The following is a 19,631-nucleotide window of genomic DNA, read 5'->3' on the forward strand; positions in this document are numbered from 1 at the left end:
AGATAATCAGATCTCGTTTAAATGAATAAAAGTCAGTAATAATAAATTTATTGATAATATCGGCCTTATTCGCAATATTCGCTAGACGATATCCCTTTCTTTTGTTATAATGTTTCTTAGAGTGCTTGCATAGTGTCTATTAGTAGACTCTATGTAAGTAACAATTTTTATAGGTAACGCTTAGGAGGAACGGGTAGAATGTCAGAGTTTGTTGAGAATAATGAAGTAAATGAAGAAGTAGAAGCAACGGAAGAGGTTGAGACTACTCAAGTAGAAGAAAGCAATGGTTCAGAAACTATTGAAACAATGGAAGATGCTTTAGATAGTGTCTTAGATATTAAAAGTGGCGATACCGTTTACGGTGATGTTTTAGCTTTTGATGAAAATAATCAAGTACGTGTAGCAATTAAAAACAGTGGTGGATTAGAAGGGGTTATCCCAGCTAACGAACTAGCTGCAACACGCGTTGAAGATCCTACTGAAGTTGTAGCAATTGGTGATGAAATCGAATTAGTAGTTATCAAGCCAATCCAAGATAAAGAAAATGGTAACTTCTTATTATCTAAAAAACGTGTCGATGCTAAAAAAGTGTGGGCAGAATTAAAAGAAAAATCAGAAAATGGCGAAACAATTGAAGCACCTGTTAAAGATGTTGTTAAGGGTGGTTTAGTAGTTGACGCTGGCGTTAGAGGATTTGTACCAGCTTCAATGGTAGAAGATTTCTTTGTGGATGACTTCTCACCTTATAAGGGTCAAACATTAGAGTTCAAGATTATTGAAATTGATGAAAACGACAACCGTTTAATCTTATCTCATAAAGAAATTGCACGTGAAAAACGTGAAGCTGAACGTGCTCAACGCATGGAAGAATTAGAAGAAAATACAGTTGTAGAAGGTAAAGTAGCTCGTCTAACTAACTTCGGTGCTTTCATCGATTTAGGTGGCGTTGACGGATTGGTTCACATCAGCCGTATCGCTCACGAACACGTTAAACATCCAAGTGATAAATTAACTGTTGGTGAAACAATTGAAGTTAAAATCTTGTCAATCGACAAGGAAGAAGGACGTATTTCACTTTCAATCAAGGATACCTTAGAAGGACCTTGGGAAAATATTGAAGAAAAAGCACCAGAAGGTTCTGTACATACAGGAACTGTTAAACGTTTAACTAACTTTGGTGCCTTTGTGGAAGTATTCCCTGGTGTTGAAGGTTTAGTACATATTTCTCAAATTGCTCATGAGCATATTGAAACTCCTCAAGATCGTTTAACTGAAGGCCAAGAAGTTGAAGTGAAAGTTCTTTCAACAGATGCAGAAGCTCAAAGATTATCCCTTTCCATTAAAGCTTTATTAGACAAGCCTGAAGGTTACGAAGAACCAGTTCGTCGCGAACGTCAAGAATCAAATGATTCAGATCGTCCACGTCGTCCAAGAAGAAACCGTAATACAAATAATCAAACAGCTAACCGTTCTAACCAAGCCCGTCAAAACACTAACTCAATTAATGATGCAGCCAATGAAGGAAGCTTCACATTGGGTGACATGTTAGGCGATGCATTCAAGTCTTTACAAGACGATGCTGAGTAATCGATTCTAATAACATTACTTACTCCAATTGTTTCTTCCATTTTGCTGATTAGCTTAATGGAAGAAACAATTGGTTTTTAATTTATGGAGGTGAAAGTATGGAAATACCAGTAGTGGCTATTGTGGGCCGACCGAATGTCGGTAAGTCCACCTTATTTAATCGCTTAATTGGCGATCGTCTTTCGATTGTAGCCGATTATGAAGGGGTGACGCGTGATCGAATTTATGCAACAGGATCATGGTTAGGTCGTGAATTTCGACTGATTGATACCGGTGGTATCGATATGAGTGATGAACCCCTCATGCATAAAATTAAATATCAAGCTGAAATTGCAATGGAAGAAGCCGACGTTATTATTTTTATGACCTCAAGTCGAGAAGGCGTCACCGATGCGGATGAAGCCATAGCCCATTATTTACACCGCACCAATAAACCGGTGGTTTTAGCAGTCAATAAGGCGGACAATCCAGAACAAAGGCAGCAAGTCTATGAATTTTATGCTTTAGGTCATGGCGATCCCTATCCCATATCGTCTTCGCACGGAACCGGAACAGGGGATTTATTAGATCAATTAGTTTCGCACTTCCCAGCCGATAGTCCGGATGCAGATGATCGCGAACGCATTCGTTTTTCTTTTATTGGACGGCCAAATGTCGGCAAGTCTAGCCTGGTTAATGCCTTATTACAAGAAGAACGTGTGATTGTATCCAATATTGAGGGAACAACCCGTGAAGCAGTCGATACCGATTTTGTTAGTCAATCTGGACGCCATTTTACAGCAATCGACACAGCAGGTATTCGTAAGCGAGGCAAGGTTTATGAAAATACCGAAAAATATTCTGTCATGCGAGCCTTATCAGCCATTGACCGTTCAGACATTGTCTGTCTAGTAATCGATGCAGAGACTGGCATTCGTGAACAGGATAAGAGGGTAGCAGGATACGCTTTTGAAGCCAATAAGGGCATGGTTATTTTAGTCAATAAATGGGATGCCGTCGATAAGACCGACAAATTATTTGAGAAATTTACCGATGATATCCGGAATGAATTCCAATACTTATCTTTTGCGCCCATTCTTTTCGTTTCTGCCAAGACGGGCCAACGCTTAGAGAAACTACCGGCTATTTTGGAAGAAATCTATGAAAACCGCTATCGTCGCATTCAATCTTCGGTCTTGAATGATGTTTTGATGGATGCGATTGCCATGAACCCTACACCCACTGATAAGGGACGTCGGCTTAAGATTTATTATATGACTCAAGTGGCTGTCAATCCACCAACCTTTGTCGTCTTTGTTAATGATACAGAATTAATGCACTTCTCTTATGTAAGATTCTTAGAGAACAGGATGCGTGATTCCTTTTATTTTGACGGTACACCGCTCAATCTAATTATTCGTAATCGAAATTAAGAGATAGGAAGATTTTGTTGTAAAATCAAGGTCAATTCGTTGTCTTAACCTTGATGTTATGTTATTCTATACAAGAAATAATCAACAGATGATTATTTTCCAATCTATAGAAATAAAGGAGGAGATTTATTAATGGCAAATAAAGCAGAATTAGTAGAACGTGTAGCTGGAAAAACTAACTTAACAAAGAAAGATGTAACAGCCACTGTTGAAGCATTATTCGAATCAGTTCAAGAATTTTTATCTGAAGGTGAAAAAGTTCAGATTATTGGTTTCGGAACTTTCGAAGTTCGCGATCGTGCAGCTCGTAAAGGACGCAACCCACAAACTGGTGAAGAAATTGAGATTGCAGCCACTAAAGTTCCTGGCTTCAAAGCTGGTAAAGCTTTAAAAGAGGCAGTTAAATAATTAAGCATTAGATTGGTGATGAAAGTTTCTGGCTTTCATCACTTTTTTATTTAGCAGTCTTTATCCTCTAATAGTAATATGAAAATAGATTCAAAGGGATGATCTATTTGGTTGTCTTTGTCTAGCATGGTATAATAGGCTAGACATGGAGGGAACCAAAATGGATAATTTTTTCAGCTTAATGGAGTCTACTAATCAGATTGAGGAGCAATATAAGCTCTTTAAACGCCATTTAAAAAGAATGGATGGAATGGATGAAGCTTTTTTAGCGCAAATATTAGACCGAATGGCTTTTTGGGGTCAATCAGGCTACCGACATCTGCAGATTCAAGCTTATGAAGCTCTTTATCAAAAATTTCCGTCCTCAGTGTTAGCTTTTCTTTTAGGGTATAGTTATTCCGCAGTTAGTCAATATGACAGGGCTTATCAATGGTTGGATAAAGTCGATAAGCAAGACTTGGACCTAGAAGGTCGCTTATTGCTAGCGGATGTCAATCTTAAGCTAGGACATTTAAATGAAGCGCGCAAAGAATTACAAGCTATCATTAACGACCATCCAAGAGATTATCGAGCTTATCATCAAATGAGTGAATTCTATCGCATGCAGGCTATTAATGAAAAAGCAATCTACTATCTTGAGACCTTAATGGAATATTTTATCTCAGAGGATGATTCTTTAAGGCGCCAATGGCGAACAGATCTCTTAGCCCTTTATTTAAGTAGTGAGAGAATCGACACTGAAAAAATCAGTGCATTATTTGATCAAGATAATGAAGATTTGACGATTGAAACAGCTGATGAATGTTATTTATTGGCGCATTTTTATGCCCAAATTAATAATTTCAATCGATCAAATCATTTCTGCGAGTTAGGCCTTCAAATCGATCCCGACCATTTTGAATTAAGACTCTTACAATTAGAAAATTTAACCTATCTACAAGAAACTAGCCGATTTGCCAATCAGTTAGATCAACTATTAAAAAGCCTACCTCCATATGATGGAGTGGTTATGGATTGCCTGCGTTTGGCTGATCGAATGGGAGTCTTTACAGCCAAGCTCATTCAATTATTGGAGGATTACTACCCTTTATTGGATAATGCTGAGGATCAATTCTTAGTTCTCTCGGCCTATGTGGCTTATTATCTTGATCAAAAAGACTATCAACAGGCAAACTTGTTTATGGAAAAATTTGATTTACAAGCCATTGACGAGTCACTCTTGGCCTATTTAAAAGGCAAAATCTTATTTCATCAAGGACAAAAAGAGCAAGCTAAGGCTTATTTAGATCTAGCATGGGATCAACAAGTTCTTGCTAAAGATTTACCTGACATGATCCAGCAATTGTCCAATCTCTAGTCAATCTTAAAAACTCATGAGGGAGGTAAGACCATGGAAAATATTCAAGATAAACACTTATTTTTAAATTGGATGATTCTCAACCATCCTCATCCCAATCGCGAGATAATGATCTTTTTAGCCTATTTACAAATGAGGCCTAGTGAGCTGCAATGGGTTGAGTTTTCGCATGATGTCATCTATGCTCCAAGAGGAATAAAGATATCCTATCCCCCCTTGCAAGAGCCCCCCTTGGTCTATTATAAAGAAGATTATATCTACCATCAGATTGATCAAGCCTTTCACGATTTCCGGTTGAACTCACTTAAAAAGGGTCAAAGCTTTTACATAGAGTTTGATTTAGCCGATTATCAACTAGAGGCGATGCAAAGAGGTCTTTTAAAAGAAAATCCATTTGTCCCCATCCAAATGAAGGCTTTAGATCAAGTCAATCAAAGCTTACATCAAATTAGTCGCCAAGCTTATAAACAAATGATCATGGAAAAGATTGACGGTGCGTTAGAAACAAATAATTACGATCAAATTGAGCAATGGCTTGATCAATTTCAATCCGGTTTGGAGTGATAGCATGCAAATATCTTTAGAGGATTCGCTTTTTCAAGCGTCTATTCCTGTATTAAAAAAAATTGAGTCTCATGGCTATGAGGCTTATTTTGTTGGAGGGGCCATTCGCGATGTGCTATTAGAAAAATCAATAGGGGATATTGACATTGCGACTTCCGCCTTTCCTCAAGAAATTCAAACCATCTTTCCCAAACACTTTGATGTAGGCATCCAACATGGCACCATTGTGGTTTTATATCAAGGAAACTCTTATGAAATAACTACTTTCCGTACCGAATCGACTTATTCGGATTATCGAAGGCCCGACCATGTAGAATTTGTCAGAAATCTTGAGTTAGATACTCTGAGACGAGATTTCACGATCAACGCCATGGCAGTAGACGCCAAGGGCAATTTATATGATTTTCATGGGGGCTATCAAGATTTGAAAGATAAGTTGCTGAGGGCTGTCGGCGAGCCATTGGAACGTTTTCAAGAAGATGCCTTAAGAATCATGCGTGGCATTCGTTTTGCCTCTCAGTTAGGCTTTCAATTAGAAGAAAAAACTTTCCAAGCCATGTGCCAATTAGCTAGCAATCTGTCTAAAATTTCCATTGAACGCATCCGCATTGAATTAGAAAAGATGATGGCAGGGTCTTATTTAACACAAACCATTTCATCCTTTAAAAAGGCTAAGCTAGACCAAGCTTTCCCTCAAGCCAATCAATTTGATTATGTAGAAGGTTTGACTTACTTGGTAAATCAAACAACAGGACAAGCAGGCCTTAGTCCACTTATCACTTGGTCCTTGCTATTAAAGGGAATGGAAATTAATGATGAAAAGACTCAAAGACACTTGATGAAGCAGTGGACCTTATCTAATCGTTTAATGGATCAAGTAGTCGCTTTTTTAAAGCTTGACCATGAAATTAGCCAGCAGACCTTCACCATCGAAACCGTCTATGGCTATGCTCAAGAAGTGATTGATCAAATGAATACTTATTTAGAAATCACTGATCAAATGGTTACCAAAAAAGAAATAGAAGCTTTAATAAGTAATTTACCTATTAGAAAGCGGCAAGAACTAGCCATTAATGGTAAGCAAATTATGCAAGCACTTAAAATGGTAAAAGGTGGGCCGGTGATTGGACAATTGCTCGATCAAATCGAAGCAAAGGTTATTAGAGGAGAATTAACTAACCAAACCGCTGCCATTATTGACTGGCTCAAAGACCAATAAATATATTAAAAGAGAGGAGGGACTTCATGAAATATGCCATCGTCGACCTCGAATCAACCGGACCACGTCTAGACAGTGGAGACCGAATTATTCAAATTGGGGCGGTTCTTATTGATCAAGGTCAAATCATTGGTCAATATGAAATGCTGATTAATCCTGAACGTGAGGTCCCACAAAACATCCAACAATTAACCGGTATCTCACAAGAAGAGGTTGATCAAGCACCTCTTTTTGAATCAGTTGCAAACTTATGGTTCAAGCGTTTAGAAGATTGTCTTTTTGTAGCGCATAATCTCAACCATGACTTGACCTTTATGCAACACCATTTCCAAGCGTGTGGCTATGATTTTAACCCTTTGGCCATCGATTCCGTCAAGTTAGCTAAAATTATCTTCCCTCAGGCCACAGGATTCAATTTAACAGATTTAAGCTTCTATTTAGACATTCCCTTTAACCAGGCACATCAAGCTTTAGCAGATGCCAAAATAACCGCAAAAATATTAAATGCGATGGCTAGCAAGTGGATGCAACTGCCTAAAAAGACACAAACCCTCTTATTGGATTTAGCTCAGGCTTTAGATAAGCAGGAAATTATTTTCTTTCAACAACCGCAGCAATTCATACTCAATCAAGCAGCAGACACTCAATTAGATAAAAAACCACCATTTGATCAAGAAAATCTTCTAAGTACGAAAGCAAAAGCTCAAATTAATTGGTTGTTAGAAAAAATGCAGACTACAAATCGATTAGTAGTAGAAGGACAATGGCGGCCAATTGATCCACTAGTGGTAAAATATTGGTTGCTTGAAGTTTTAGCTAAAAATAAGTCTTCGCTGGTATTAGCTGTTTCTAGTCAATCGGCTCTCGAAGAATGGGCTACTTTCTTCAAGCAAGAAGAAATCCCTTTTTCTTACTTATTGAGACCGAGTCAATATTTACATTTAGATCATTTTAAACGCTACCTTGATCAAGTGGTGATTTCTCAATTAAATCAGCAAGAAATTTTAGTGATTGCTTCAACCTTAGTCTGGCTAGAAGAGACCCAAACAGGCTTACTGATGGAAATGAACCAAGAATTGAAGATTAGCGATCAAATTAATCGCTTTAATCATGGGCTTTATCCCAATTATCGAGCCTCCTATTTTTACCAAAAAGCTTTATCCAATCATGATAAACAAGCAGTCGTACTGACTCAAACCAGCTATTTGATGGAAGAAGCGAGTCAAGAGGGCAGTTTTAGTAAACAGCAGCTCCTAGTGTGTGATAATCTCAGTCTATTAAGCAGACAATTGTCCTTTTTCCACCAAATACAGTTGGCTTATAGTCAACTCTTAATTTTGTGCCAACAAGTCTTGGATATCTTATATCATCAGGATCGAACGCATGCTGCTATTCAAGCTTCAATCTTAAGAATGGATCATTTAATTAATCTAATCCGGCAAGTATTGAATCTTTTAGAAAGTGAAATTCAAAATCACCACTTCCGAGCGGTTGAGCGGGAGTCCAGCAGAGAAGTCAAGGTGTCCTTGTCAACTACTCGAGCTATCTTAAGCATTCAACAGCAAATGCATAAGGCTTTAAAAACACTGCTTCAAGAACAAGCATTAAAAGATCTTTTAGCAAGCAAGCCACATCATCTTAAGATAAAAATGCTGCACCTACAGGCCTTTTTAAATAATTTAGACAACTTTCAAGCTAAAATTAGTCAGTCCGAAGGTTATTTAACTATTCGTGTCAGCCAAATAGAAGATCGTTATTATCAATTCCAACTGACATGGAAACCCATTCGTTTAGTTCAAGAATATCAACATGCCTTTGAAAGCTTTCAACAAGTCCTACTCTTTAGTCCAGGGGATCTGCATTTTCGCTTAAATAGCGGGAGTTATTATCAGTTAGGACTCGATCTATACAACTACTTGCAATTACCACAACCAATGGAAAAGTTAGTCATTGACGTACCATTCGATTGGATTGCTAAAAAAAGTCAAGATTCTCAAAGAAATCAAGAGCAAGGTCGCTTAATCGGTGAAAACTTGCTTGAAAGCATTGAAGCTGATCAGCTGCCACCCTTAAGTCTGATTATTGTAAACAATCGCCAGCAAGCTATTGATGTTTATCGCCAAATAAAAGGCAAGTTAAAAGATCAAGAACAAGTTCGATTGTTGGGTCAACATGTATCTGGATCCTTAAATAAAATCAGACGGTTGGCTATGGATGATTGTGATACCATTTTAGTCATTCAATGGCAGTCGCTCTTAAATGAAAACTGGCTGTTAGATAAGCGACCTTGCCATATATTCTGGCTACGCTTACCTTTTAGATCGTTAGAAGATGCTTATATTTTAGCATTAGCAGACCACTTGAATCTGCCGTTCGAACTAATCTTTGATCACTTATTAATCGATCGAATGCTAGTCGATTTTGCCATTGCTTTCGACTATTTAGACCGCCACTTTAACTGTCAAAATTTCTGTTTGTTAGACGATCGTGTCTTTACCAAATATTATTCTAAAGAAATCAGACAGAAGCTTGAACATCTGGTAGAATTTAATTTACAATAAGGAATAGAATATTTTAGAGGGGAAGCATAGAAACTTATGAGTAAACGGACAGTTTCAATCTTGACATTCATCACCTTGTCAATCATGATAGCCTTATTAGCTGTTTTTATGAAAAGTCAGACAGCTTATAACTTGGCTCAAGAAGAAGCAATCGCTTTAGTGACATATGATTATGCGGTAGAAAAGGTTAATAATTTTTATTGGACCACCATTGATCAAGCAACCTTTGCTCTTGATTTTTTTGACGAGAATAATCAGCAACACTATGCTATTATTGAACGAGAAGGTGGAGACATTCATTACTATTCAGTGAACGAATTATTTACTGAAGAAGAAGCAAAATCCGTGACAGCTAGCCAAATTGAAGAGCCAAAGATTATGCAAGCTCGCTTAGGTCTTTATCAATCGGAACCTGTCTGGGAAATGACTTTAAAGAATGACAACAACACCATCACTTATTTTCTACTCTCTGCCAAGACCGGCAAGTGGATTCAAACCATATCAAACATATAAGTAGGAGGAAAAAAATGGAAACTATCACAATGAACCAAGCGGCATCACACTTAAACCAAAAAGTACAAATTAACGCTTGGTTAACAAACAAACGCTCTTCCGGTAAAATTGCCTTTTTACAACTACGTGACGGCAAGACTTACTTCCAAGGAATCGTCTTAAAAGCTGAAGTGGGAGATGAAGTATTTGATACTGTTAAGAGCTTGGGGCAGGAATCAAGTCTAAAACTAATCGGAACTGTTCAAGCTGACGACCGTTCTGCTTTAGGCTATGAACTTTTAGTTCATTCAGTGGAAGTGATCGGCGAAAGTCATGACTATCCAATTACACCTAAAGAACACGGGACAGACTTTTTAATGGATCACCGTCATTTATGGTTGCGTTCTAGTCGCCAGCATGCCATTATGCAAATTCGTAACGAAATTATCCGTGCAACTTATGAATTCTATAATGACCGTGGCTTCATTAAGATTGACCCACCCGTTCTAACTGGGTCAGCACCGGAAGGAACCACCGAACTGTTCCACACTAAGTATTTTGAAGAAGATGCTTATCTTTCTCAATCTGGTCAATTATATATGGAAGCAGCCGCTATGTCCTTTGGTAAAGTCTTCTCATTCGGACCAACTTTTAGAGCGGAAAAATCTAAAACTCGCCGTCACTTGATTGAGTTCTGGATGATGGAGCCTGAAATGGCCTTTACCGACCACGAACAAAGCTTAAAAGTCCAAGAAGAATATGTGGCTTACTTGGTACGTAATACGATTGACAACTGCAGCATGGCCTTGGAAACACTAGGGCGTGATATTGATGTGCTTGAAAAGTATACTCAAGTTCCTTATCCACGTATTGAATACACTGAGGCCGTTCAATTATTAAAAGATAATGGTTTTGATGATATTGAGTGGGGCGATGATTTCGGTTCACCACACGAGACTTTTATTGCTAACCAACATGAACAACCAGTCTTCATTGTCAACTGGCCACGCTCTATCAAACCTTTCTATATGAAAGTCAATCCTGACAACCCAGAAACCGTTTTATGTGCCGATATGATAGCGCCAGAAGGTTATGGCGAGATTATTGGTGGTTCACAAAGGATCGACGATTATGAGACTTTAGCAGAGAATATTAAGGCCTTTAATTTAGATCCAGCCGTTTATGCCTGGTATCTCGATCTAAGAAAATATGGTAATGTGCCCTGTTCTGGTTTTGGTTTAGGTCTTGAAAGAGCTGTTGCTTGGATTTCTGGTATTGAACATATCCGTGAAACATCACCATTCCCACGTTTGTTAAACCGTCTCTACCCATAAAAAGTAAGGAGTTGGACCAATGGCAAACTCAGTTTATGATTGGATGAAAACGGGTTACACCATGGTACCGAATCTTTTGATTGATCACTTTGGTCAACTAGGCCTTAATTCAAATGAATTTTTATTTATTACTTATCTCTTGAAGCAAATTAATCAGTCCCAATCTGCAGATACTATTATAAACTTATCCAATCAATTTGCTTGGGAGAGTGACCTTCTCTACGAAACACTCAATTCCTTGTTAGATAAGAACTATCTTAATATTGAATTAGTACCAGATGAAGAGGGTAAACAAACGGACCATTATACCTTGCGTCCCTTGTTTGATAAGTTAGATCAATTAGTGGCTGACCAAAAAACAAGTCAGACAGAAGCTCTGTCCAATAAACAAGTTCAAGCTGACCAGAAAGTTAAGGCTGGACAATTGATTCAAGTCTTTGAAGAAGCATTCGGCCGTTCACTTTCAAGTGTAGAATTAGAAACGCTCTACCAATGGATTCAAAAGGATGGTTATCAGCCAGATCTAGTCTATCAAGCACTTAAAGAAGCGGCTATTCGTCAAGTCTTTAATCTAAAGTATATTGACCGCATACTGCTGAATTGGCAAGAACAAAACATTCATACTGTAGATGAGGCTATAGTGGCAAGCAAGCAATACAACCACCGTAATCAAAGTATTCAATCAGAAAAACCCAATCAAACATCCAAATTTAAAATACCCATTTTAAAATGGCATAACAAGGACTAAAGAACCCGCCTAGCTGATCGGTGAGATTTATCGAACAGCTAGGCTTTATTTTGTACAAATAAAAGCTTCATCTTCCTATATAGGGAGGATGAAGCTTTTGAATAGGAGCCTAAATTTCTAAGGTCCGCCAATACTTTCGACAGTATTCAGTTTGTCTTCTGAATCAGATGGATTAGGATCTGGAGCCAGAGTCGTTTCGCTAATTTCTAAGGTAGTTTCTTCACTAGTAGTCGTTTCTTCGACAGATAAATCAAAGGTAATAATTAATTGATCAGAGGCAGAATGGCCATCGACAATGCGTAAGCCTAATTCATAATAGCCAGGAGCAGGTGCTGGAACTTTAAATTCAGTATCTGTTCCTGAATAGACGATTTCACCATTCAGTCTTAACTCAAAGCTAGCTTGAATGGTTAATGGTTCCCACTTGGCTTCAATTTCTTCAGTCTCTTCATTGTATTCCGCATCGAAACCACTTGGTGAAGCTAATACTTTATAAACAGGTGAAATCTGGGTCGGTTGACTACCTTTTACAAAGAGTTCATTTGACCGCATATTGGCAGGTGTTTGGGGACTTGGTTTTTGCAGTGGCTGGGTATATTTTTCAATTTCAGCTACTTCGACCGAGTCTGGTTTTTGCCAATCAGCTATCGGGACTTCTTGCATCAGATATTGAATCATCTGGCTGTAAATCAGCTGTGGAATAAGTGAATCCTGATAGCTCAATTGATTACCAGCCTTATAAGGATCATCATAGCCCACCCAAGTGGCAATGGCATATTGCGGAGTAAAACCAGCATACCAAGCATCGGGTGCAGCAAAACTTTGTGGATCAATGCCAATTTCCGTTCTTTGTTGGTCGGAATAGTTGGTTGTTCCGGTCTTACCAGCATGGTAGAGACCATTGACGCCCGCTTTTTCAGCAAAGGTTCCAGGAACACCCTTTAAGATATCCACTAACATATAAGCAGTAGAGTCTTTCATAGCTTGACGACTTTCCGCTTGAAATTCTTGAATGGTTCCTGCTTGAGTAACGACTTTGTTAACGGTATAGGGTTTATGATAGTTACCATAATTAGCAATAGTCGCATAGGCAGCCGATAATTGAATGGGCGTCATTTCACCCCCAATGGCATTGGATTCGACTAATTCGCGTTGGTTATTGTTCTTAATATTTATATCCATCTTTTGTAGGAAGGAATAAGACTTGTCTAAGCCCACTTCTTGTAAGAGTTTCAAGGCCGGAATATTACGTGAACCTACTAAGGCTTCTCTAAGTGTTTGTTTTCCCTTGTAGTCTCTATCATAATTATAAATTTCATCCCCCGAGGTATAAGTGTAAGGTTCATCAACGACCGTTTGGCCAGTTGAATAATTGAGGTATTCAATCGCTGGTCCATAATCGGCTAACGGTTTCATAGTGGAACCGATACTGCGGTTAAGGGTGGCTGTGCGGTTAAGTCCCATAGCCACTTCTTGGTTACGTCCACCGGATAGGGCGGTGAGCTGTCCATTATCGACATTGATGATAGAAACAGCTGTTTGCATTTCATCATTAGGGAAGAGATTGCCATTAGCATCTTGAACCGTTTGATAGAGATATTTTTGAGCGTCTATATCGAGATTGGTGTAAATTTCTAGACCATCCGTATAGACATTTAAGTTCATTTTATCTTGAACTTCTTGAGCGACGACATCGATATAGGCATCGACTATTAAGTCCATTTCACTAAGGGTGTCATCATTTAAAGGAGACAGCATGGAAGTCACTGGAATAGCCACAGCTTCATCATATTGAGCTTGACTAATCATTTGACGTTTGAGCATGACCTGTAAGACGGTATCCCGACGCTCTTGGGCGACTTCAGGATAAAGATAGGGATCATACTGCGTAGGGGCTTGCGGTAATCCAGCCAAAAGAGCAGCTTCTGCTAGAGTCAGATCTTTTAAGTCTTTATCAAAGAAAGACCGAGCAGCTGTTTTAGCCCCATAAACATTGTTAGAATAAAACAATTTATTGAGATAGAGAGAGAGGATTTCTTCTTTGGAATATTCTTGCTCCAACTTCAAGGACAACCATGCTTCTTGGGCCTTTCTTTCTAAGGTTTGATCTTCAAATTTAGTGGAAAAAACCGATAATTTGACCAACTGTTGAGTAATGGTAGAACCACCTTGGCGAATGTCACCCGCTCTAAGGTTGGCTATGGCCGCCCCTACAATTCGGATAGGGTCAACTCCTTTGTGTTCCATAAAGCGCGCATCTTCAATGGCTAAGACCGCTTGTTTTAAGACTTCAGGGACTTGATCGGCTGTCATTAGATCGCGGTTCTTACCACCTAGGGTTTTGACCAAATTACCTCTATTATCAAAGACTTTAGAAGAGACTTGACCAGTTAAATCGTCTTGGTCAATCTCAGGGGCTGACATGGCATAATAAGTAAAGAGACCAGCACCAGCTATTAAAGTAAGTAGACCTAAAGACAGGCCTATTATGACAATGCGCTTGAACCAGGTCATGAAATTTGTTTTTGATCTCTTAGGGGGATGTTGTTGATGATATTTTTTTCTTTCTACGCGACTTCCTGTCACCATATTTATTCCTCGTTTCTATTAGAGACTTTTTATTTGGCTTCTTCTAAGTAGGCATCCAAGGCACTTAAATAATCGACTGAAATAGGAAATTTGCCTTGGGGACAAGCATAAGCATGGGCTTGAATAAAACTATAAGGGATGCTTTGCTTTTTGTTTTTTTGCAAGAAATTTTCAAGCAGGGGATAGGGAATCAGATAGATTGCATCGTGTACCCTAAAGTAGATCAACAAAAAGACGATGCCTCCTTGCTGGAAGCAAAGCTTCATATGTTCGATTTGATGGTCATGTAAATTGGATAAAGGGAAAGAGGTCTTGTTACGCGTTTCCTTAGTCTCAAAGTCAATATACCTGCCCAGATAGACACCATTATAGTCAGTGGTAGAGGCCTGACGAAAATAGGCTTCAGTAATACGGGCGGCTGATCGTTTGGGGTAATCGACTTTGACAATCTGCACTGGTGTTGGCTTTTTATGAATGACCGCCAGTTGCCGGTTTAAATAATAAGCATTACTCTGATTGATCATTTCTTCAAAGGACATCCCTCGACTACCGTATTGTGTTTTTTGTTTGGATGTTATTTCTTTCCTTTTAAATTTAAAACGCGGACCTTGTCCTGCAGGATAATTAAACATGGACTCACTCCTCAATAAGTTTTATTATAGCGAATTTTTAGTCAGATACCTAGTTTCAATTCAGACTTATTCTAAGACCTAGTCTAACAACAAAAAATGAATTTTATTAGACTTTATTGGTAATATTGATTTGGTGTTTACAAAAGCAAGGAATTTCGTTAAAATGTATGGGTATGTAAATTATATACTAGTCTTGGAGGAAGAATAATTATGACAACTAAATTTGAAAAAAGCTCTATCAATGAAGGAGTTTTAACATTTGAAATTCCAGTAGAAGATATCAACAAAGGCTTAGATAAAGCTTACAATAAAGTACGTAAAAATATCTCTGTACCTGGATTTCGTAAAGGGAAAGTACCACGTCAAATCTTCAACAATGTTTATGGTGAAGCTTCATTATATGAAGAAGTATTAAACCAATTAATCCCAGGCGCCTATCAACAAGCTGTGGAAGAAGCAGAGATTGAAGCGGTTACTCAACCTGAAATTGATATTGAATCAATGGAAAAAGGGAAGCCATGGGTTATAACTGCCAAAGTTACCTTAAAACCAGAAGTTAAATTAGGTGAATACAAGGGCTTAACAGTAGAAAAACAAGACCGCCAGGTAAGCGATGAAGATGTAGAAAAGCGCTTAGAAGAAAAGCGTCAACAATTAGCAGAATTAGTTGTTAAAGAGGATGCAGCGGTTGAAGGCGATACTGTCGTAATCGACTATGAAGGTTTCCGCGACGGGGAACCATTCGAAGGGGGTAAAGGTGAAAACCATTCCTTAGAATTAGGTTCCAATTCATTCATTCCTGGCTTTGAAGATCAACTAGTAGGTGCTAAACCTGGTGATGATGTAGAAGTTAAAGTTACTTTTCCTGAAGAATACCATGCGGAGGAACTGGCTGGTCAAGACGCTATGTTCAAAGTGCGTGTTCACGAGGTAAAAGCAAAAGAATTACCAGAATTCGATGATGAATTTGCTAAAGATGCAGATGACGAAGTAGAAAGCTTGGACGAATTGCGTAATAAAGTACGTGTTCAATTAGAAGAAGAAAAAGAAAAGCAAGCTAAAGAGGTCATTGAAGATTTAGCATTACGTCAAGCGGTTGAAAATGCTGAAATCGTCGAAATGCCTGAAGCAATGGTTCACGAAGAAATCCACCGTCAAATGGATCACTTCTTAAACAACTTGAAGCGTCAAGGAATTAACGAAGATCTCTATTACCAAATTTCTGGTAGCACTCGTGAAGATCTCCATGAACAGTTTGCAGAAGAAGCAGACCTAAGAACTAAAACGAACTTAGTCTTAGAAGCAATCGTTGCAAAAGAAAAGATTGATGTCAATGAAGAAGAAGTTAATAAGGAAATTGAATTATTAGCCAGTCAATACGGAATGCCAACTGATCAAGTGAAACAATATGTGACTGAAGATATGTTGAAGTCTGATATTCGCTTGAAGAAAGCCATGAGCTTAATTGTTGACTCTGTTGAAGAAAAATAGGATACTAAAATAGAAGAAATAACAAAAGAGGGATCGCAACAGTCTGATTTTAAAGTGACTTTTGCGTCCCTTTTTAGTCTTATTTAAGTAAGTAAGACCAAAAAGGAGGAAACATGGGAAAGACTACAAATATCAATGATTATTACTGCTCGTTTTGTGGTAAATCACAAGATGAAGTCGATAAGATTATTGCTGGACCAGATGTTTTCATCTGTAACGAATGTGTTGATTTATGCCAATCAATCATTCAAGAAGAGATGCGCTTTGAAAAAGAGCAAGAACCAGTTAAAGTGTTAAAACCGCAAGAGATTGTTGATCAACTAAACCAATATGTGATTGGCCAAGATCAAGCTAAGAAATCTTTAGCCGTGGCAGTTTATAATCATTATAAGCGCATCAACTTTAAAGCCCTTGATGACGATGATGTCGAATTGCAAAAGTCTAATATCTGTATTATCGGTCCGACCGGTTCGGGTAAAACCTACTTAGCCCAGAGCTTGGCTCGCATTATAAATGTTCCTTTTGCCATAGCGGACGCTACCACCCTAACCGAAGCAGGCTATGTGGGGGAAGACGTTGAAAATATCTTACTGAAATTAGTACAAGCTGCTGATTATGATATTGAACGTGCTCAAAAAGGGATTATTTATGTGGATGAAATCGATAAGATTGCACGAAAATCTGAAAACACCTCGATTACCCGTGATGTTTCAGGTGAAGGTGTCCAACAAGCTCTACTTAAAATTTTAGAAGGAACGGTAGCCAATATCCCACCTAAGGGAGGGCGTAAGCACCCTAACCAAGATTATATTCAAATCGACACCTCGCAAATTCTCTTTATTGTAGGTGGAGCCTTTGCTGGCATTGAAACTACGATTAAAGAACGTTTAGGCTCTAAAGTAATTGGTTTTGGTACGGATACTCACCGACAACATAGTGATGAGAATATCATGCAATTAGCCAGTTCAGAAGACTTGCTTAAATTCGGCTTAATTCCCGAATTCATTGGACGATTGCCCATCTTAACGGTCTTGGATCAATTATCACAAGAAGATTTAATCAGTATCTTAACCCAACCTAAGAACGCTTTGGTTAAACAATACCAACGTCTTTTAGAAATGGAAGATGTCAAACTAGAGTTTGAAGAAGCGGCCTTGGAAGAAATTGCTCACCAGGCTATTATTCGCGACACTGGAGCGCGTGGTTTAAGGTCAATCTTAGAAAACACTATGTTAGATATTATGTTTGAAGTACCACAAAGAGAAGATGTTTCACGCATCAAGGTCACAAAAGACACGGTATTGGGCAAAAGTCGCGCCACTTATTATAATAAGAGTAATCGCAAGATAAGCAAATAAAAAATGGGGTAGACGAATGCACATTAAAGAAGCAAAATTTGTAATTTCAGCTGTTCAAGAGTCCCAAGCGCCACAAGATGAAGTGCCTGAGATTGCCCTTGCCGGGCGGTCAAATGTTGGCAAATCCAGTTTTATTAACAAGGTCCTCCAACGTAATAAGTTGGCCCGGACCTCTGGACAGCCTGGTAAGACCCAAACTTTAAACTTTTATTCGGTAAACGACGCTGCTTTTCGTGTCGTGGATGTGCCAGGTTATGGATACGCTCGGGTCTCCAAGCTAAATCGTAAAAATTGGGCCAAGATGAATTTGAATTTTCTACGGCAAAGAAGAAATCTTCGTTTATTAATCCTCTTGATGGATATTCGTCACGAGCCCACTCAATTAGACAAAGCAATGTATCAATTTGCCGAAGAATTAGACATTCCTTTTGCCATTTGTTTGACCAAGGCGGACAAAATCAAAAAAAGCCAATGGAATAAACATTTATCCCTCTATAAGAAAAGTTTAAATTTACCAACAACCGATGCGCTTTTCACTTTTTCATCGGTAACCGGAGAAGGTCGCGAAGATATTTTAGACTTGTTTGAAAGTTTATTAATGGATGAATAGGAGTCAATAAAGTGAAAAAGCTATGTTCTACTTATACCAAGAAGGAATTTTCTTGGATTCTACAAGACTGGGCCAATTCTGCCTATTCTTTAATGATCACCACCGCTTTATTCCCTATATTTTATAAGAGTATTGCCACCAATGCGGGGGTCTCTGATGCTAATTCAACAGCCTATCTTGGTTATACCAATGCTATCGGGACGATCGCTGTCGCTATGATGGCTCCTTTTTTAGGGACTTTAGCAGATTTTCCTGGTTACCGTAAAAAATTATTTACCACTGCTACGCTCTTAGGTGTTTTCTCAGTGCTATCGATGATTTTGATTGGTCAAGTTTCTTGGCAGTGGCTATTGGTACTTTATGGCTTTTCAGCTGTCGGTTTTTCGACTGCTAATATTTTTTATGATGCTTCCTTGATGGATGTCACCAGTCGCGACCGTTTGGACTTAGTGTCCTCAGCCGGTTTTGGTTTTGGTTATATCGGAAGTGTGATTCCTTTCTTAATTTTTATGCTTTTACAATTTTCAGGTGGGTTAAAAGAGGGTGTAGTGGTTAATATCGGTTTTCTTTTAACGGCTGTTTGGTGGTTTGTTTTTACCATTCCTTATTGGAAAAATGTCGACCAGGTCTATATGGACCAACCAAAGCAGCCCCATATTATCGCTTCAACTTTAGCTTCTCTCAAAGAAACTCTAACGGAACTAACCAAAGACAAGGTGATTGTTTATTTCTTAATCGGCTATTTCTTCTACATAGACGGGGTAGGAACGATTATCAAAATGGCTACCTCCATCGGAAGTGACCAGGGTTTAACAGCTACTCAGTTAATATTGATGTTGTTAGTGGTTCAAATCGTTGCCTTTCCGTGCTCGATTATTTATGGCATCTTAGCCAAACGCTGGGGAAGGCGCACTATGCTTTTTACAGGTATTGGGACCTACATTCTAATTTGTTTAATGGCCCTATCCTTATCCTCTTTTGTGGATTTTATGATCATCGCTATCTTAGTAGGTTCAGCTCAAGGTGGGATTCAATCTCTTAGTCGTTCTTATTTTGGTTCTATTATTCCACTGGAGAAAAACAACCAGCTTTTTGGTATTTATAATATTTTCGGTAAATTTTCATCAGTTTTAGGTACCACCATTCTGGGAATTATTACCCAACTAACGGGTGATTCGCTCAAAGGCTTGTTTGTAATTGTGATTCAATTTATGATGGGTGCCTTCCTACTGTGGAAAGCTAAAAAGCCAATTACTAAAGCTGTTTAAA

General features: G+C 38.5%; 16 protein-coding genes. 14 read left to right on the forward strand and 2 right to left on the reverse strand.

Features of this window, described 5'->3' with window-relative positions:
* The first annotated feature begins 306 nt into the window (after positions 1-306).
* From rpsA to ACQV18_RS01465, 10 genes are all read left to right on the forward strand, one after another.
* Positions 307-1,587, forward strand: coding sequence for a 30S ribosomal protein S1 (gene rpsA, locus ACQV18_RS01420; protein WP_428873767.1), 1,281 nt, complete (start codon positions 307-309; stop codon positions 1,585-1,587).
* Between the two features lie 98 nt (positions 1,588-1,685).
* On the forward strand, positions 1,686-2,999 hold the full coding sequence (gene der, locus ACQV18_RS01425) for a ribosome biogenesis GTPase Der (RefSeq protein ID WP_428873711.1): 1,314 nt from the start codon (positions 1,686-1,688) through the stop codon (positions 2,997-2,999).
* 132 nt (positions 3,000-3,131) lie between these two features.
* Positions 3,132-3,407 (forward strand): HU family DNA-binding protein, encoded by a 276-nt coding sequence (locus tag ACQV18_RS01430; RefSeq protein ID WP_428873710.1) that lies wholly within the window; start codon positions 3,132-3,134, stop codon positions 3,405-3,407.
* A gap of 160 nt (positions 3,408-3,567) precedes the next feature.
* Positions 3,568-4,764, forward strand: coding sequence for a tetratricopeptide repeat protein (locus tag ACQV18_RS01435; protein WP_428892421.1), 1,197 nt, complete (start codon positions 3,568-3,570; stop codon positions 4,762-4,764).
* 33 nt (positions 4,765-4,797) lie between these two features.
* Complete coding sequence (locus ACQV18_RS01440) at positions 4,798-5,328, forward strand: YpiB family protein (protein ID WP_428873708.1); 531 nt, start codon at positions 4,798-4,800, stop codon at positions 5,326-5,328.
* Between the two features lie 4 nt (positions 5,329-5,332).
* The gene (locus ACQV18_RS01445; protein WP_428892422.1) at positions 5,333-6,547 is read left to right on the forward strand and encodes a CCA tRNA nucleotidyltransferase; all 1,215 of its coding nucleotides are present in this window, start codon (positions 5,333-5,335) and stop codon (positions 6,545-6,547) included.
* Between the two features lie 26 nt (positions 6,548-6,573).
* On the forward strand, positions 6,574-9,108 hold the full coding sequence (locus tag ACQV18_RS01450; protein ID WP_428892423.1) for a 3'-5' exonuclease: 2,535 nt from the start codon (positions 6,574-6,576) through the stop codon (positions 9,106-9,108).
* 36 nt (positions 9,109-9,144) lie between these two features.
* Positions 9,145-9,621: a hypothetical protein gene (locus tag ACQV18_RS01455; RefSeq protein WP_428873705.1), complete on the forward strand. Its 477-nt coding sequence runs from the start codon at positions 9,145-9,147 to the stop codon at positions 9,619-9,621.
* 14 nt (positions 9,622-9,635) lie between these two features.
* A complete protein-coding gene (gene asnS / locus ACQV18_RS01460; protein WP_428874784.1) occupies positions 9,636-10,934 on the forward strand; it encodes an asparagine--tRNA ligase in 1,299 nt (432 codons plus the stop codon).
* A 19-nt stretch (positions 10,935-10,953) separates the two neighbouring features.
* A complete protein-coding gene (locus ACQV18_RS01465; RefSeq protein WP_428875889.1) occupies positions 10,954-11,682 on the forward strand; it encodes a DnaD domain-containing protein in 729 nt (242 codons plus the stop codon).
* Between the two features lie 117 nt (positions 11,683-11,799).
* Here ACQV18_RS01465 and ACQV18_RS01470 read toward each other — a convergent pair whose 3' ends face one another.
* Both ACQV18_RS01470 and recU read right to left on the reverse strand, forming a co-directional pair.
* Complete coding sequence (locus ACQV18_RS01470; RefSeq protein ID WP_428884809.1) at positions 11,800-14,271, reverse strand: transglycosylase domain-containing protein; 2,472 nt, start codon at positions 14,269-14,271, stop codon at positions 11,800-11,802.
* Positions 14,272-14,300: 29 nt separating this feature from the next.
* A complete protein-coding gene (gene recU / locus ACQV18_RS01475) occupies positions 14,301-14,903 on the reverse strand; it encodes a Holliday junction resolvase RecU (protein ID WP_428892424.1) in 603 nt (200 codons plus the stop codon).
* 210 nt (positions 14,904-15,113) lie between these two features.
* Between recU and tig the strand changes: the two genes are divergently transcribed.
* From tig to ACQV18_RS01495, 4 genes are all read left to right on the forward strand, one after another.
* Positions 15,114-16,394 (forward strand): trigger factor, encoded by a 1,281-nt coding sequence (tig, locus tag ACQV18_RS01480; RefSeq protein ID WP_428884808.1) that lies wholly within the window; start codon positions 15,114-15,116, stop codon positions 16,392-16,394.
* 113 nt (positions 16,395-16,507) lie between these two features.
* The gene (gene clpX / locus ACQV18_RS01485) at positions 16,508-17,752 is read left to right on the forward strand and encodes an ATP-dependent Clp protease ATP-binding subunit ClpX (RefSeq protein WP_428892425.1); all 1,245 of its coding nucleotides are present in this window, start codon (positions 16,508-16,510) and stop codon (positions 17,750-17,752) included.
* 16 nt (positions 17,753-17,768) lie between these two features.
* On the forward strand, positions 17,769-18,362 hold the full coding sequence (gene yihA, locus ACQV18_RS01490) for a ribosome biogenesis GTP-binding protein YihA/YsxC (RefSeq protein ID WP_428873631.1): 594 nt from the start codon (positions 17,769-17,771) through the stop codon (positions 18,360-18,362).
* 11 nt (positions 18,363-18,373) lie between these two features.
* Positions 18,374-19,630 carry an MFS transporter gene (locus ACQV18_RS01495; RefSeq protein WP_428873632.1) on the forward strand — a complete coding sequence of 419 codons (1,257 nt, stop codon included), beginning with the start codon at positions 18,374-18,376 and terminating at the stop codon, positions 19,628-19,630.
* The last annotated feature ends 1 nt before the right edge of the window (position 19,631 follow it).

The sequence above is a fragment of the Facklamia sp. P9177 genome (assembly GCF_050409585.1).
Taxonomy (GTDB): Bacteria; Bacillota; Bacilli; order Lactobacillales; family Aerococcaceae; genus Facklamia.